The sequence below is a fragment of the Nocardioides sp. JCM 18998 genome, assembly GCF_055391535.1.
In genome coordinates, this window is the sequence record NZ_AP043886.1 from 2,593,066 (window position 1) to 2,609,308 (window position 16,243).

The following is a 16,243-nucleotide window of genomic DNA, read 5'->3' on the forward strand; positions in this document are numbered from 1 at the left end:
CGAGCCATGACGGGACCGCTTCCAAGTCGCCCCACCTCGTACGGGCAGGTCTCGCTCGCGGTGATCATGCGCGGCATCGAGGCGAACCTCGCGGGCAACATCCACGGCGGTGAGATCGTCAAGCTCGCCGACTCCACGGCGGGTGCGGTGAGTGCTCGTCACGTCGGCGGGCAGACCGTCACCGCGGCGCTCGACGAGATGGCGTTCCTGCAGCCGGTCCACGTCGGTGACATCGTGCACACGTACGGGCAGGTGAACTGGGTCGGCCGCACCTCGCTCGAGGTGGGCGTGCGGATCGAGGCCCAGCCGCACAGCGACCCGACCGCGACCGGGCTGCACGTGGCCTCGGCCTACTTCGTGATGGTCGCCCTGCAACCGGACGGCAGCCCGCGCGAGGTGCCGCAGCTGCTCCTGGAGAGCGAGGCCGACCGCCGGCGCTGGCGCGAGGCCGAGATCCGGAGGGCCCACCGCCTGGCCAAGCGCGAGGAGATCCTCCGCGGCCGATCGAACGGTGGGTGAGCGCGAGCGCAGCCGATCCGATGGTTGGGGTGCGAGCGCAGCGCGCCTCGAAACCAGCGTGTCGGTGACCAAAGTGGCTGCTGTGACTGGCGATACTGACGGTGCCTGCCCCGGGTAGGCACCTTCCCCGTCAGAGCAGTTGAAAGGCCCGTCGCATGCGGAGCATCGAAGAGCGCGCTGCCCGCGTCCGGTTCCGTCGCGCCCTCGCCCTGATGGCGATGACGCTGATCGTGCCCGGCTCGGCACAGCTCGCCGCCGGCAACCGCCTGGTCGGCCGGATCGCCCTGCGGATCTGGATCCTGCTCCTGAGCGGCGGCTTCCTGACGCTGATCACCGCGGTGGTCTGGCACGAGCTGATCTTCTGGCTCACGACGACGCCCTCGGCGCTGCTGCTGATCCGCCTCGGCCTGACGGTCGGCGCGGTCGGGTGGGCGTACCTCTTCTTCGACGCGTGGCGGATCGGGCAGCCGCTCAGCCTCGCGCTCACCCACCGTCGGGTGACCGTCACGGTCGCCAGCGCGGTGGCGATGAGCATCGCCGCGGTGATGCTCTTCAGCGCCCACCTGGTCGGCGTCCAGCGCGGGCTGATGATGGCGATGTTCGCCGGCAGCGAGGTCTCCGACAGCAGCGACGGGCGCTACAACGTGCTGCTCATCGGCGCCGACTCGGGCGTCACCCGCTGGGGTCTGCGGACCGACTCCATGACGGTCGCCTCGATCGACGCGAAGACCGGCAAGACCGTGCTCATCGGCCTGCCCCGCAACATGATGAACTTCCACTTCCCGGCCGGATCGATCCTGGCCAAGCAGTGGCCGCACGGCTACAACTGCTCGACCTGCGAGCTGAACAGCCTCTCCACCTACGCCGCCGACCACAAGGCGCTGTTCGACCAGTTCGACCAGCCCGGTGTCGAGGCGACCATGGAGGGTGTCGAGGGCATCACCGGCCTCGACATCAGTTACTACGCGATGATCAACATGCCCGGCTTCCGCGACCTGGCCGACGCGGTCGGCGGGGTGACGATCAACGTCCGTGAGCCGATCGCGATCGGCAAGACCGGCGAGATCGTCGGCTGGATCAAGCCCGGCGTCCGCAAGCTCAGCGGCGAGGACCTGCTCTGGTACTCCCGCTCCCGGGCCACGTCCGACGACTACTCCCGGATGGCTCGGCAGAAGTGCGTGATGAACGCGATGCTCCACCAGATCAGCCCGACCACGGTGATGGCGCACTTCGGCCAGATCGCGAAGGCCTCCGCGGCGCTGCTCACCACCGACATCCCGACCAGCGAGGTCGACCGCTTCGCCCAGCTGGCGCTCAAGGCGAAGTCGCAGAAGATCGCCACCCTCTCCCTGGTCCCGCCGCTGGTGAACACCAGCGACCCGGACATCAAGAAGATCCGCAACGCGATCGACAAGGCCCTGAACCCGCCGTCGCCCTCGACCTCGTCGACCGGCTCGGGTGCGAAGCCGAAGAAGTCCTCGAGCACGCCCGCCCCGTCCACGGGCGTGATGACCGAGGGGTCGTACGGTTCGCTGCAGACCGGCTACGTCGCCAACCAGACCGACGACCTGGCCAACGCCTGCTGATCTCGCGCGGTGATCGAGGTGCGAGCGCAGCGGCCTCGAAACCACCACGGCCCGGCGTGCTCCAGGGCCGACTCGACCATGCCGGAGGGCCGACTCGACCGTGCCGGAGGGCCGACTCGCGCCTGTTTGGGCGGGCTCCGAGCGGCCCCGTAGGGTGACCGCGTGACCGAGCCCCGACGTATCGCTGCCGTGGTGGTCACCTACAACCGCCTGGCGCTCCTGCAGGCGCTGCTCGAGCGGCTCGACCAGGTGCCGGAGCTCGACGAGGTGCTGGTCATCGACAACGCCTCGAGCGACGGCACGAGCGAGTGGCTCGCCGGCCTCGACGGCGCCGCGACGGGCGACGACGCCGGTGACGGGCACCCGTCCCGGCGGGTCCTCGCGCGCACCCTGACGACCAACCGTGGGGGAGCCGGCGGCTTCCACGACGGGCTCGCCTGGGCGATGGAGCGGGGCGCGGATCTCGCCTGGCTGATGGACGACGACGGCCTGCCCGACGCGGACTGCCTCGCCCGCCTCCTCGAGGAGGACGACCTCGACTTCTGGGGCCCGGTCGTCGTGGACCGCGAGCTGCCCGGACGGCTCGTCTTCCCGATCCGGCTCCCCGGCGGCACCCGGGTGGTGCACGAGCTGGCCGACGTCCGCGTCGCCGCGACCGGCAGCCGGATCGACGGCATCGTCATCCCGTTCAACGGCGTGCTCCTCACCCGTGAGCTCGTCGAGAGGATCGGCCTGCCCCGCGAGGAGTACTTCATCTGGGGCGACGACCACGAGTACCGTCTCCGCGCGGAGGCGGCCGGCGCCCGGATCGCCACCGTCGTCGACGCCCAGGTCAAGCACCCGGCGGTCGGAGCGCTCGGCACTCCGATGCTCGGCGGCCGCACCACGTACAACCACACGCCCAGCGATCTCAAGCACTACTGCATGGCGCGCAACAACCTGCTCAACCTGCGCGACTACAAGGGCTGGGCGTACGCGCTCGCGTTCGTGCTGAAGACGCTGTGGTTCTACCTGTTCACCCACCCGCAGCCGAAGCGGATCCTGCTCAGCGTCCGGGCGTGGGTCGCCGCGCTGCGCGGAGACTTCACCGGCCACGCGAGGTACCTGCGTTGAGCGCCTCGACCGGCTCTGCTCCCGAGCGGGTGGCGATCGTCGTCGTCACCTACAACCGCGCCGACCTCCTCGCCGTCATGCTTGAGGGGCTCGCGAGGCTCGAGCGCCCGGCGGACGCGGTGATCGTGGTCGACAACGCGTCGACGGATCACACGGCGGCGCTGCTCGAGCGGTGGGTCTCGACAAGCTCGACCTCCGGGTGCGGCTCGACCTCCGGGGGTGGCTCGACCTCCGGGCTGGCCGGGCTGCAGGTCGTCACCAGCCCGGAGAACCTGGGCGGCGCGGGCGGGTTCCACCTCGGCACCAGGATCGCGTACGAGCAGGGCTTCGACCGGATCTGGCTGATGGACGACGACGTCGTGCCGGCGCCGGACTGTCTCACCGTGCTCCTCGCGCAGGACCTCGACCACTCCGACTGCCTGATGGCGGTCCGGGAGAACACCGACGGCAGCCTCATCGAGCTCGCCGCCACCCGGTTCAACCTGGCCAACCCGCTGGCGATCAAGCCGAAGCAGGCCAGCGTGCTCACCGAGTTCGGCACCCGCGCCGCGATGCCGGAGCGGGTCCGCCTCGAGAACGTCGCGTTCGAGGGCTTCATGATCCGCCGCCGCGTGATCGACGCCGTCGGTCTGCCCGATGCCAGCTTCTTCATCTTCTACGACGACGTCGACTTCGCGCTCCGGTGCCGGCACGCCGGTCTTCAGATCTGGGCGATCCGGGATGCCCGCCTGGTCCGCCAGCTCGACTTCAGCCAGCAGCACGACCTCAGCAGCTGGAAGGGCTTCTACATGTACCGCAACCTCTTCGCGGTGCACTTCCGCTACGGCGAGAACGCCCTGGTGCGGCTCAAGCCGTGGCTGATCGCCCTGGTGGTGGTCCTGCTGAGCCCCGTGCGCGGCGGTCGCCGCGAGGCCGGGAATGTGATCTCCGCCGTACGTGCGGCGCGCGCGATGCGGCGTGTTCCGCCAGCGTCCGTAGACTGACCGACCGTGTCAGACAGTGCATTCACTCCGGACCTCGTCGTTGTCGGATCGGGCTTCTTCGGCCTGACCATCGCGGAGCGGTGCGCCGCCGAGCTCGACCTCAAGGTCCTGATCCTCGAGCGTCGCCCCCACCTGGGGGGCAACGCCTACTCCGAGTTCGACGAGGAGACCGGGATCGAGGTGCACAAGTACGGCACCCACTTGTTCCACACCTCGAACGAGAAGGTCTGGGAGTACGTCAACCGCTTCACGACGTTCACGAACTACCAGCACCGGGTCTTCGCGAAGTTCCAGGGCCAGGTCTACTCGTTCCCGATGAACCTGGCGCTGATCAACCAGTTCTTCGGCGAGAGCCACACCCCGGACGAGGCCCGCGCGCTGATCGCCGAGCAGGCCAGCGAGATCAAGACCGAGGACGCCACCAACCTCGAGGAGAAGGCGATCTCCCTGATCGGGCGCCCGCTCTACGAGGCGTTCGTCAAGGGCTACACCGCCAAGCAGTGGCAGACCGACCCCAAGGAGCTCAGCGCGGACATCATCACGCGCCTCCCGGTCCGGTACACGTTCGACAACCGCTACTTCAACGACACGTACGAGGGCCTGCCGACCGACGGCTACACCGCCTGGCTGACCCGGATGGCGGAGCACCCCAACATCCAGGTCCGAACGGGCGTCGACTTCCTCGACTCGGACGTCAACGCCGAGTTCAAGGGCAACATTCCAGTTGTGTATACAGGTCCGGTTGACGAATATTTCGACAACTGCGAGGGCCGGCTGTCCTGGCGCACCGTCGACCTCAAGCAGGAGACGCTCGACGTCGACGACTACCAGGGCACGGGCGTGGTGAACGCCAACGACCCGGAGGTCCCGTTCACCCGCGAGCTGGAGTTCAAGCACCTCCACCCGGAGCGTGCCGCGACGTACAAGAAGAACCGCACCATCGTGGTGCGCGAGTTCTCCCGCTTCGCGGAGGAGGGCGACGAGCCCTACTACCCGATCAACACCGCCGAGGACCGCGAGAAGCTGCTGAAGTACCGCGACCTCGCGAAGAAGGAGCCGATGGTGCTCTTCGGCGGCCGGCTGGGCACGTACAAGTACCTTGACATGCACATGGCGATCGCCTCGGCGCTCTCCATGTTCGAGAACAAGCTGCGTCCGCACTTCGTGGACGGCGCAGAGCTCAAGAGTGGTGGAGTGGACGAGTGACCCAGACCCAGACGACGCCGAGCCAGACGACGCCGGCCCAGACGACGCCGGGGGGATCGACGCAGACGCGTCTGCTGCAGCGACAGGTCCTGCCGACCGACCGCGACCCCGAGGTCTTCCCGCTGTACGTCGACCTCGAGAAGGCCATCCTCGACGCCGACAAGTACGAGGTCGGCTCCAGCCGCGCCGCGCAGAACCTCAACTCGGCCGCCATGCGACAGAGCACGTCGACGGGCAAGGCGATGCACCCCGACCGGATCCGTTCGCGCACCGCGGTGACGATCCCGGAGGGGGAGCAGCTCTCCTTCGGCACCTACTTCAACGCGTTCCCGGCGAGCTACTGGCGCCGGCACACCATCGTCTCCGAGGTCACGCTCACGATCCGGATCTCCGGTCGCGGCGCCCGGGTCGTGGTCAACAAGTCCACCGCCAACGGCCGCTCGCAGCAGGTCGACTCCGCCACCACCGGCACCGAGGCGTCGGGGGAGTTCACCTTCGAGCTCAACCTGAAGCCGTTCGTCGACGGCGGCTGGTACTGGTACGACGTCTCCGCCGGTGACGAGGAGGCGGTCGTCGAGTCGGCCGAGTGGACCGCCGAGGTCCCGGCCGAGCGCGCCGCGCACGGCACCGTCGACATCGCGATCACCACGATGAACCGCGCGGACATGTGCGCGGAGCTGCTCCAGCAGCTCGGTGCCGACGAGCTCGAGGGCTACCTCGACACCGTCTTCGTGATGGAGCAGGGCACCAGCAAGGTCATCGACAGCGACGAGTACCCCGCCGCCGAGAAGGCGCTGGGCGACCGACTTCGGATCCTGGAGCAGGGCAACCTGGGCGGCTCGGGCGGCTACGCCCGCGGCCAGCTCGAGTCGCTCAACAAGGGCACCGCGACGTACACGATGATGATGGACGACGACGTCATCTGCGAGCCCGAGGGCATCGTCCGCGCCGTCACCTTCGCCGACCTGTGCCGCCGCCCGACGATCGTCGGCGGCCACATGTTCAGCATCTACGCCCGCTCCCGCATGCACAGCTTCGGCGAGATCGTGCAGCCGTGGCGCTTCTGGTGGAAGTCCGCGCCTGGCGTCTTCAACGACTGGGACCTCGGTGCGCGCAACCTGCGCTCGACCCGCTGGCTGCACAAGCGCGTCGACGTCGACTTCAACGGCTGGTACATGACCATGGTGCCGCGCGAGTCGCTCGCCGAGATCGGTCTCTCCCTGCCCGTCTTCATCAAGTGGGACGACTCCGAGTGGGGCCTGCGCGCCAAGAAGCTCGGCATCAACACTGTGACCTTCCCGGGCGCGGCCGTGTGGCACGTCCCGTGGAGCGACAAGAACGACGCGCTGGACTGGCAGTCCTACTTCCACCAGCGCAACCGCTTCGTCGCCGCGCTGCTGCACTCGGTCTACCCGAAGGGTGGCCGGATGGTGCAGGAGAGCTTCAACCACCAGGTCAAGCACCTGGTCTCGATGCAGTACTCCACCGTCGCGATCCGCCACCAGGCGCTGCTCGACGTGCTCGCCGGTCCGGACCAGCTCCACCGGGACCTGCCGACCAAGCTCGCCGAGATCCGTGCGCTGGCCGCGGAGTTCGAGGACGCCCGGCTCGAGGGCGACCGCGACGCGTTCCCGCCCGTACGCCGGAACAAGCCGCCCAAGAAGGGCAAGGGCGACGACGACGTCCTCGGCCGTGCGGCGACCCTGATCGCCGCGCTCAAGGCGCCCCTGCGCCAGACCATCCGTCCGCGTCCGCTCTCCCGGGAGTTCCCCGAGGCCGAGCTGCCGGCGATGGACTCGCAGTGGTACCGCCTGCAGAAGTACGACTCGGTCGTCGTCTCGATGCCGGACGGTCAGACCGCCACCTTCCTCAAGCGCGACCCCGACCGGTTCCGAGCGATGATGAAGGAGACCGCGGAGATCCACCTGCGCCTGCGCAAGGAGTGGCCGCGCCTCGCGGAGGAGTATCGCGCCAAGCTTGGCGAGATCACCTCGGTCGAGGCGTGGACGGAGACCTTCCGGCCCTGGACCGACAGTGCGGAGAGTGGCGAGGACGGACGACGATGAGTGAGACGTTGGCATCGCCGGCGACCGTGGCGACGGGGCCGCTTGCCCCGCCCTCGGCCAGCCTCGGCCTGCTCTCGGTCTTCCAGCGCCGCTACCTGCTCAGGCTGCTGGTGCAGCGCGAGATCGCGGCGCGCTACGAGCAGTCGTTCCTCGGCTTCCTGTGGTCCTACATCAATCCGCTGACCCAGTTCTTCATCTACTGGTTCATCATGGGCGTCGTGATGGGGGCGCATGCCAACATCGACAACTACCCCGTGCACGTCTTCAGCGGACTGATCGTCGTCCACTTCTTCACCGAGACGTTCGGCGCGGGCACCCGCTCGATCGTGCGGAACAAGTCGCTGGTGCAGAAGATGCCGCTGCCCAAGGAGATGTTCCCGGTGGCGGCGATGCTGGTGTCGTTCTGGCACGTGATCCCGCAGATGCTGATCCTGGTGGTCGTCTGCCTGCTCAGCGGCTGGCATCCGGAGCTCGGCACGTTGATCGGCGGCTTCCTGGCGTTCGCGATCCTGATGTGCTTCGGCACCGCGCTCGCGCTGATCTTCTCGGTGGCGAACGTGTTCTGGCGCGACTTCGGATCCCTGGTCGGGATCCTGACCAACTTCGTCCGCTTCGGCTGCACGATGATCTACAGCTACTCGATGCTCGCCGAGCACGCCGGCAGTCTGAAGTGGCTGGTGCTGGGCAACCCGATCGCTGTCGCCTGCCTGCTCTTCCAGCGGGCCTTCTGGGCGTTCTCCACCCCTGACCCGGCTCACACCGTGAACACCGAGTTTCCCCCGCATCTCTACCACCAAGGTGCGATCGCGCTCGGCTGCGCGATCCTGACGCTGCTCTTCGCGCAGTGGTTCTTCAACCGGTTCGACGAGCGCATCGCGGAGCAGATCTGATGGCCGAGGCAATCGTCGCGCAGAACGTCACCAAGGACTTCGTGCTGCGCCGGCACCGCACCTTCAAGCAGATGTCGGTCGCCAAGATGCGGGGCGAGGAGACGGTCAACCGGTTCAACGCCGTCGACGACGTCTCCTTCACCATCAACGAAGGGGAGTCCGTCGGCCTGATGGGGCTCAACGGCTCCGGCAAGTCGACGCTGCTGAAGGTGATCAGCGGGGTGATGAAGCCCAACAAAGGCACCATGCTCACCCGCGGCCGGATCGCCGGCCTGATCGCCACCGGTGCCGGCTTCCAGAGCACCCTCTCGGGGATGGACAACATCTTCCTCAACGCGGCCATCTACGGGCTGGGCGAGAAGGAGACCAAGGCCGTCCTCGACGAGATCATCGACTTCGCCGACATCGGCCAGTTCATCGATCAGCCGGTCGGCACGTACTCCTCCGGCATGAGCTCGCGACTCGGCTTCTCGATCGCGGTCCACGTCGACTGCGACATCTTCCTGGCCGACGAGATCCTCGCGGTCGGAGACAAGCCCTTCAAGCGCAAGTGCATGACGAAGATGGAGGAGATCCGCACCAGCGGCAAGACCATCGTCTACGTCAGCCACGCGGCCGCCTCGGTGCAAAAGATGTGCGACCGGGTGATCGCGCTCGAGAAGGGCCGGCTGCTCTTCGACGGCGACGTCGACGAGGGCATCCGGATCCTCAACTACGGCGACGAGGACGGCGACGAGCTCGGCATCGACGACGCCGAGCTCGGCGCGGACGTCTAGGTCTCGATACGCCCGCTACTCGGTCGCCGAGGTTCGTTGGTCGAGTAGCGAGCGCCAGCGAGCGTATCGAGACCACCGCGCAGCCCCACCGCATCACACTGCCCGCTCCCCGTCAGGGGAGCGGGCAGTCGGCATTTCACGAATGACACGGCTGTAATTTTACTTTAATCTCGGATCCGGCGGCGTGTCGAGTGGAAATTACATCATTGTAGTTACTCACGAAACCTTCCCAAGGCGCTGTTACTGATGTGAAAGTTGAGCCCTCGTGTGACCTTCCCCCACACCTGGAGCGCCCCATGCACCTTGGTAAGTCCCGCTATGTCGCCGCGTGTCAGCAGCTGCTGACCCTCGGCGTCGTCGTCGCAGCCCTCGTCCCCGCCGCCGGCGTCGTCACCCTCGACGTCGTCCGCGAGACGCCCACCGGCGCCAGCAGCGGCCCCGCAGCCGTCGGCCCGACGCCGACCGGCGCGCTGGCTGCGTACGCCAAGGCGGCCTTGGCCCCCTCCCAGGTCGCCACCGCCCCGACCGACGCATCGGTCAAGGAGGTGCAGCTCACCGCGCCGGAGGGCATCGCCGGCCGCCGTGCGGTCGGCGCCGGGCCGGGCTCGACCACCGTGAACGCCCGCAAGGTCGCCCAGGCGAAGAGCACCGTCATCACCAGCACCCCGCAGGCCGTCACCGGCTTCGGCACGGTCGGCGTCACCTGGCAGCACGGCGACGCGCTCCAGCCGAGCCAGATCCGGGTCGACCTGCGCACTCGCAAGAGCGGCGTCTGGAGCGGCTGGAAGAAGCTCGACTACGACGTCGACGGCCCGGACGCCAGCAGCCTCGAGGGCAAGCGGGCCCGGCCCGGCACGATGGAGGCGCTCGTGGGCCACGTCGCGAAGGTGCAGGTCCGGATGACCATCACCGGTGCAGCGGTCCCGGCCGACATGAAGCTCGCCGTCATCGCCCCCGGCCAGGCGCCGACCACGATGGCCCGCGCGGCGATCGACACGGCCTCACTCGACACCGCCGCCGATGACGCGGGCGCGGTCGACGCCATGGACGCCACCGCCCCGGCAAGCGAGCCGGCGAGCGACACGGCCACCATGACGGACACGACCGACGGCACCGACACCACCACCGCCGCGTCCGGCGACGACCAGATCGCGCTCAGCGCCGCTTCCATCGTCACGCCCAAGCCGCAGATCTACAGCCGTGCCCAGTGGGGGGCCGACGAGAAGGTCCGCGAGCAGACCAGCCCGAGCTACGCCGAGGTCCACGGCGGCTTCGTGCACCACACCGTCAACGCCAACGACTACACCGCCGCCGAGGTCCCCGGGATCCTGCGCAGCATCTACGCGTACCACGTGAAGAGCCGCGGCTGGCGCGACATCGGCTACAACTTCCTGATCGACAAGTTCGGTCGCATCTGGGAGGGCCGCTACGGCGGCGTCGACCGCCCCGTCGTCGGCGCGCACACCGAGAACTACAACGACTACGGCTTCGGCGTCTCGGCGATCGGCAACTTCGAGACCGCCAAGCCGACCGAGGCGATGATCCAGGCCGAGGGCGCGCTGTTCGCCTGGAAGCTGTCCCTGCACGGCGTCTCCGCCGCGGCCACCAACGTGAAGATCGGCGCGAAGACCTTCGCCTCCTCGATCATGGGCCACCGCGACACCAAGGCCACCGCCTGCCCCGGCAAGTACCTCTACGCCCGCATCCCCGACATCCGCTCGATCGCCGCCTCGCTGCAGAAGGGCTGGTCGGGTCGGACCCTGCAGTCCAGCTTCGTCGGCTCGAGCGAGCCGGACCTGGTGGTGCGCAACGCCGCCACCAAGGAGGTGTACGTCGTCCCGAGCATCTCGGCCGGTGGCACCCCGACGGCTCCGGCCGCGCCGGCCACGAACGCGGTGGTGGGTGCAGCCCAGCGCCTGGTCGCGGCCGACCTCAACGGCGACGGCCGGGCCGACCTGGTCAAGGTCACCCGCGCCGGTCAGATGACGGTGAAGGCCGGCGACGGTCTGGGCCACTACAAGAAGGTCCTGGTCCGCGACAGCACGAGCTTCGTCGGACGCAGCCTGATCACCAGCGTCGGGGACCTCAACGGCGACCACCACAACGACCTCGTCGCCCGGATCGACAGCGGCAAGAGCGCGGGCAAGCTCGCCCTCTACCTGGGCAAGGGCAACGGCACCTTCAGGCGCCTGGCCCGACCGGTGAGGCTCACCGGTGCCGTCCAGATCCTCGGGCCGGGCGACGTCAGCGGCGACGGGAAGCCGGACCTGGTGGTCCGCACGGCGTCGACCTCGACGCTCTACCGGGGCACGGGCACCGGCCGGTTCGCCGCCGGCACGCCGTACACCGCCACCACCGGCCGCGTCGGCACCCCGATCGACACCGGACTCAACCTGCCGAACGCCACCCAGCTGATGAACGCCGGTGACTGGAACCGGGACGGCAACGCCGACCTGATCAGCCGCAACACCGACGGGAACCTCTACCTCTACCTGGGCAACGGGCAGGGCCGCTTCGCGGCCGGCACCCTCCTCGCCAGTGGCTTCGGCGCGGTCACCCTGCTCAGCGCCGGAGGCGACATCACCGGCGATGGCTACCCGGACCTCCAGGGCCAGGTCAACGGCGCGATGCGGATCTACCCCGGACGCGGCGCGGCCGGTCTCGCCGCCTCGTACGTCTCGCACAGCGCGATCGCGGGCAAGACCCAGGTCGCGGTCGGGCTGTGGACCGCTGACGGCGCCCCGGACGCGATCTTCCTGAACGCCAAGAGCACCGTGCTCTACCCCGGCAACGGCCCCGGCGGCCTGACCAACCCGGTCACGATCGGCGCCGGCATGACGGGATACCGCTGGGTGGTCGGCGTCAGCAATGTCCGCGGCACCGGCAAGTCCGCCCTCATCGCCAGCGACGCGGCGGGCTCGCTCTACGAGATCGACCCGACCAGCACCGGGATGCTCGGCTCGCGCCAGCTGCTCGGCACCGGCTACAGCGGGTTCGACCTGGCCGGCTGAGGCACGGGAAGGACTAGTCCTGGGCATCCCCGCGTGGGAAGCGCTCCGTGGCCCGCTCGGCGATCGCGATCGCCTCGAGCCGGTCGGGGGCGGCGTGGGCGACCAGGACGAGTGAGCCGCCGCAGCTGAGCGGCTCGCAGAAGGAGGCGGTTCCCGGTGGGGAAGCCGGGTCCTCCTCCGAGATGAGGCGGTCGCCGTGGGAGAGGGAAGCTCCTGCGGCGGCCGCCCACATCTGTCCCTGGCTGGTCTCCCGGCGTCCGTCGCCGGCATCCCACGAGGTGGCCGGGTCGTCGGCGACCGGCGGGTCGTACGGACCCCAGCCGTCGGGCTGGCCCCACACCTCGAGGCCGACGTCGTGGACACCGGGCGGCAGCGGGTCGGCGAAGCGCACGCCGAGCGGCAGCAGCGAGCAGGCCAGCGTCGGCCGCTCGCCGGCCTCGGGGGCCCAGCGGCCGAGTGAGCCGGGTCCGCAGACCACCGCGTCGGGGGTGTCGGCGTCGGTGACCACCAGGCCGGCGTTCCAGGCCGCGCCGAGGAAGACCAGTGACAGCCAGTGCGGCGGCAGGTCGATGCGCAGCGTGTCGCCCCGCTCGAGGTCGTGCTCGTCGATCAGCAGCGAGGAGGCCTTGGCCACCCAGTTGGCGTACGTCGTCACGGAGAGCTCGACCCGCTCACCGCTCGCCTCGTCGTAGTACGTCACGAGGGGGCGGCCGGGGTTGGTACGCAGCTGGCCGGCGAGGACGGCGGAGAAGGTGGTCACGGTGGACCATCCTGCCGTGCCCTAGGCTGCCGCTCATGGTCGGACGTCTCGCCATCGACAACTTCTGGGCCGTGATCCCCGCCGGGGGCGCCGGCACCCGGCTGTGGCCACTCTCGCGGCAGGACGCGCCGAAGTTCCTGCGCGACCTGACCGGAAGCGGTCGCTCGCTGCTCCAGGAGACGTACGACCGCCTGCAGGTGCTCGCCGAGGAGCGCTTCCTCGTCGTCACCGGCTCGGTCCACCAGGACGCCGTGCTCGAGCAGCTGCCGCAGCTCGACGGCTGCGTGCTCGCCGAGCCCACGCCGCGCGACTCGATGGCCGCGATCGGCCTGGCCGCCGCGGTGCTCGAGCTGCGCGACCCGGACGCGATCATGGGCTCCTTCGCCGCCGACCACGTGATCACCCGCGCGAAGAAGTTCACCGAGGCGGTCCGGACCGCCGTCGAGGTGGCCCGTGAGGGCTGGCTCGTCACGCTGGGCATCACGCCGACCTTCCCCAGCTCCGCGTACGGCTACATCCACGAGGCCGGCGCGCTCGAGGGCCACGACGGCGTCTGCCTGGTCGACCAGTTCGTCGAGAAGCCGTCGGAGCGGGTCGCCCAGGGCTACCTCGACGAGGGCGGCTACCGCTGGAACGCGGGCATGTTCGTCGCGCGACCGTCGGTGCTCCTCGATCTGCTCGGCACCTGGGATCCGGAGTTCGCCGCGGGCCTGCGCCAGATCGCGGCCGAGTATGTGGACGCCGGGCCGGAGGGCATCGCCGAGCACTGGTCGCGGCTGCCGAAGATCGCCCTCGACCACGCGGTCGCCGAGCCGGCCGCGGCGGCCGGCAAGGTGGCCCTGGTGCCCGCCCACTTCGGCTGGGACGACGTGGGCGACTTCGACTCCCTGGCGCAGCTCCTCGACGCCGCCATGACGGTCGACTCCGAGGGGCCGACCGTGCTGGGCGACAACGCGCTGGTGCGCTCCATCGACGCCTCGGGCCTGGTCGTGCCGGCCAGCGGTCGCACGATCGCGGTGATCGGCCTGGAGGACGTGGTCGTCGTGGACACCCCGGACGCCGTCCTCGTCACCAGTCGCGCGCGGGCTCAGCAGGTCAAGCAGATGGTCGCCGGGCTCAAGGCGTCGCAGCGCGGCGACCTCACCTGATCGGCGCCGCTGACCGTCGTCTCGCAGCAAGGACGACAGCCCTTGATCGGGACATCGGTCACCGGATCGGGTTCGCTGGACAGCGCCGATCGCGCCCTCGCGGTGCGGCTCGCCGGCTCGTCGACCGACTGGATTTATTCGAACAAACGTTCGATCATGGTCGGGTGATCCTGCACGCCGACCTCGACTCGTTCTACGCATCGGTGGAGCAGCGCGACGACCCGTCCCTGCGCGGCCGCCCGGTCGCTGTGGGTGGCGGGATCGTGCTGGCGGCGAGCTATGAGGCCAAGGCGTACGGCGTCCGTACGCCGATGGCCGGCTCCGAGGCGCGCCGGCTCTGCCCGGGGCTGATCAACGTGCGGCCGCGCTTCGAGGCCTACGTCGAGGCGAGCCGGCGGGTCTTCGAGATCTTCCGCGACACCACGCCGCTGGTCGAGGGCGTCTCGATCGACGAGGCGTTCCTCGATGTCGGCGGGCTGCGGCGCCTGGTCGGCGAGCCCGAGGCGATCGCCGCGATCCTGCGCCGGCGGGTGCGCGAGGAGGTCGGGCTGCCGATCTCGGTCGGCGTGGCCCGCACCAAGTACCTCGCCAAGGTCGCGAGCGCCGTCAGCAAGCCCGACGGCCTGCTGCTCGTCGAGCCGGAGCGCGAGGAGGAGTTCCTCCATCCGCTGCCCGTCGAGCGGCTCTGGGGCGTCGGGGCGATCACCGCGGCCAAGCTGCGCGCCGACGGCATCCGTACGGTCGGCGACCTGGCCCGCCGGGAGCAGGAGGTCCTCGCCGGCCTGGTCGGCAAGGCCTCGGGAAGGCACCTGTGGGCGCTGGCCAACCTGCGCGACCCGCGGCCGGTCGTCGTCGGCAGGCGCCGAGGCTCGGTCGGCGCCCAACGCGCGCTGGGCCGCCGCCGCTCCACGCCCGCGGACCTCGACGCCCATCTGGTCGCGCTGATCGATCGCGTCGCGCGGCGACTGCGGGCGGGGGAGCGGATCGGGCGCACGGTCACGCTGCGGCTCCGCTTCGACGACTTCACCCGGGTGACCCGCTCGGCCACGCTGGGCCGCGTCGCTGGCACCTCGCTGGCCGGTGGTGGCCAGGCCACCGGCACCACCGAGGTGTGGGTCGCCACCGCCCGTACCCTGCTGCGGGGCGCGCTGCCGCTGATCGAGGAGAAGGGCTGCACCCTGATCGGCGTCTCGATCTCCGGGCTCGCCGACGCCGGCACCGAGCAGCTCGAGCTGCCGTTGGAGTGGCCGGGCCCCGAGGGTGTCCTGCGCCGTACGGCCATCCTCGACGGCGCCCTCGACGCCGTGAAGGACAAGTACGGCACGGGTGCGATCACCCGTGCCGTACTGGTTGGTCGTGACTCAGGCTTCGAGGCGCCGCAGCTGCCCGATGCCCGTCCTGGATCGGTGGAGCTCGATCACATGACGCCCGGCTCCGGGCTGTCGGTGTAGGGGTACTTCTCCATGAAGGTCTTGAGCGCGGCGCCCGAGACGTCCGAGCAGTACTCGAACGCGCCGACCTGCTTGGTGGTGTCGGTGATGCCCGTGCCGCCCTGCGACCAGTGCGTGAAGGCGATGTGCTCGCCCTTCGGGAACTCCTTGCCGATCGACTTGGCGTCGGCCGGCAGCCACGGCACCGCGATGAACTTGTAGCGGAAGTTCGTGTCGCCCGGGAACTTCGCACCCAGCGCGCGGATCTCGTTGATCTGCGAGTCGGAGACGGTGTCGTCGTACCAGAGGATGGTGTAGCCGTGCTCGAGGTTGTGCACCAGCGCCTCGAGGGCCGGGCGGTCGTCGCGGCTGTAGAACTTGCGGCTCATCGCGACCGGAGCCACGCCCGCCTCGTTCCAGTGCGGGCCGAACGCCGGCGGAGCGGTGGTGTAGGTGACCGTCTGCCCGGTCGGCACGTGCTGCTGGTTGCCGTCGGCCTTGACCGTGGTCGGCGACTGGCAGACCGAGGCCGGCTTGCCGATGTCGGAGAGGGCGACCGCGTCGTACTGGCGGTCGTCCCACCAGCCCTTGATCGGCTGGTAGGCGGCGGCGCCGACGATGATCAGAGCGATCAGCGCACAGACGCCGACGATCGCGAAGCCCCGCAGGCGCTCGGCGCCACGCTGCTGCTTGCGGATCGAGTCGACGACCGCACGACGGTCGGACTTGGACGGCTGCTTGGCCACGTGATGAAC

At 69.5% G+C, this 16,243-nt stretch carries 13 protein-coding genes; 11 read left to right on the plus strand and 2 right to left on the minus strand.

Features of this window, described 5'->3' with window-relative positions; translation table 11 throughout:
• The first annotated feature begins 6 nt into the window (after positions 1 to 6).
• The 9 genes from ACZ5L9_RS12155 (at position 7) to ACZ5L9_RS12195 (ending at position 12,150) form a co-directional block, all read left to right on the plus strand.
• Positions 7 to 519 (plus strand): acyl-CoA thioesterase, encoded by a 513-nt coding sequence (locus ACZ5L9_RS12155; protein WP_464528000.1) that lies wholly within the window; start codon positions 7 to 9, stop codon positions 517 to 519.
• Between the two features lie 155 nt (positions 520 to 674).
• A complete protein-coding gene (locus ACZ5L9_RS12160; protein ID WP_464528002.1) occupies positions 675 to 2,105 on the plus strand; it encodes an LCP family protein in 1,431 nt (476 codons plus the stop codon).
• Between the two features lie 162 nt (positions 2,106 to 2,267).
• Positions 2,268 to 3,218 (plus strand): glycosyltransferase family 2 protein, encoded by a 951-nt coding sequence (locus tag ACZ5L9_RS12165; RefSeq protein WP_464528004.1) that lies wholly within the window; start codon positions 2,268 to 2,270, stop codon positions 3,216 to 3,218.
• A complete protein-coding gene (locus ACZ5L9_RS12170; protein ID WP_464528006.1) occupies positions 3,215 to 4,201 on the plus strand; it encodes a glycosyltransferase family 2 protein in 987 nt (328 codons plus the stop codon). Before ACZ5L9_RS12165 ends, ACZ5L9_RS12170 begins: the two co-directional genes overlap by 4 nt.
• Positions 4,202 to 4,207: 6 nt before the next feature.
• Positions 4,208 to 5,407, plus strand: a complete 1,200-nt coding sequence (gene glf / locus ACZ5L9_RS12175; RefSeq protein WP_464528008.1) for a UDP-galactopyranose mutase — start codon at positions 4,208 to 4,210, stop codon at positions 5,405 to 5,407.
• Entirely contained in the window at positions 5,404 to 7,473 is a 2,070-nt protein-coding gene (locus ACZ5L9_RS12180) for a glycosyltransferase (protein WP_464528011.1), read from the plus strand. Before glf ends, ACZ5L9_RS12180 begins: the two co-directional genes overlap by 4 nt.
• On the plus strand, positions 7,470 to 8,363 hold the full coding sequence (locus ACZ5L9_RS12185) for an ABC transporter permease (protein WP_464528013.1): 894 nt from the start codon (positions 7,470 to 7,472) through the stop codon (positions 8,361 to 8,363). The genes ACZ5L9_RS12180 and ACZ5L9_RS12185 overlap by 4 nt, the downstream gene beginning before the upstream one ends.
• Entirely contained in the window at positions 8,363 to 9,139 is a 777-nt protein-coding gene (locus tag ACZ5L9_RS12190; RefSeq protein WP_464528015.1) for an ABC transporter ATP-binding protein, read from the plus strand. The genes ACZ5L9_RS12185 and ACZ5L9_RS12190 overlap by 1 nt, the downstream gene beginning before the upstream one ends.
• Before the next feature lie 296 nt (positions 9,140 to 9,435).
• Entirely contained in the window at positions 9,436 to 12,150 is a 2,715-nt protein-coding gene (locus ACZ5L9_RS12195; protein ID WP_464528017.1) for an FG-GAP-like repeat-containing protein, read from the plus strand.
• Between the two features lie 13 nt (positions 12,151 to 12,163).
• On the opposite strand, the gene ACZ5L9_RS12200 is transcribed toward ACZ5L9_RS12195, so the two are convergent.
• Positions 12,164 to 12,910, minus strand: a complete 747-nt coding sequence (locus ACZ5L9_RS12200) for a TIGR03089 family protein (RefSeq protein WP_464528019.1) — start codon at positions 12,908 to 12,910, stop codon at positions 12,164 to 12,166.
• Between the two features lie 35 nt (positions 12,911 to 12,945).
• Here ACZ5L9_RS12200 and ACZ5L9_RS12205 point away from each other — a divergent pair, with 35 nt between their 5' ends.
• Entirely contained in the window at positions 12,946 to 14,058 is a 1,113-nt protein-coding gene (locus ACZ5L9_RS12205) for a mannose-1-phosphate guanylyltransferase (protein WP_464528021.1), read from the plus strand.
• A gap of 164 nt (positions 14,059 to 14,222) precedes the next feature.
• The gene (dinB, locus tag ACZ5L9_RS12210; protein WP_464528023.1) at positions 14,223 to 15,509 is read left to right on the plus strand and encodes a DNA polymerase IV; all 1,287 of its coding nucleotides are present in this window, start codon (positions 14,223 to 14,225) and stop codon (positions 15,507 to 15,509) included.
• Here the strand turns inward: dinB and ACZ5L9_RS12215 are convergent.
• Entirely contained in the window at positions 15,476 to 16,234 is a 759-nt protein-coding gene (locus ACZ5L9_RS12215; RefSeq protein ID WP_464528026.1) for a DUF3105 domain-containing protein, read from the minus strand. The two genes, dinB and ACZ5L9_RS12215, sit on opposite strands and share 34 nt — an antisense overlap.
• Positions 16,235 to 16,243 lie beyond the last annotated feature (9 nt).

Coding starts and splice junctions, on each gene's coding strand:
- ACZ5L9_RS12160 (WP_464528002.1), top strand. CDS start 675: ATGCGGAGCATCGAAGAGCGCGCTGCCCGCGTCCGGTTCCGTCGCGCC.
- ACZ5L9_RS12155 (WP_464528000.1), top strand. CDS start 7: ATGACGGGACCGCTTCCAAGTCGCCCCACCTCGTACGGGCAGGTCTCG.
- ACZ5L9_RS12190 (WP_464528015.1), top strand. CDS start 8,363: ATGGCCGAGGCAATCGTCGCGCAGAACGTCACCAAGGACTTCGTGCTG.
- ACZ5L9_RS12185 (WP_464528013.1), top strand. CDS start 7,470: ATGAGTGAGACGTTGGCATCGCCGGCGACCGTGGCGACGGGGCCGCTT.
- ACZ5L9_RS12195 (WP_464528017.1), top strand. CDS start 9,436: ATGCACCTTGGTAAGTCCCGCTATGTCGCCGCGTGTCAGCAGCTGCTG.
- ACZ5L9_RS12205 (WP_464528021.1), top strand. CDS start 12,946: ATGGTCGGACGTCTCGCCATCGACAACTTCTGGGCCGTGATCCCCGCC.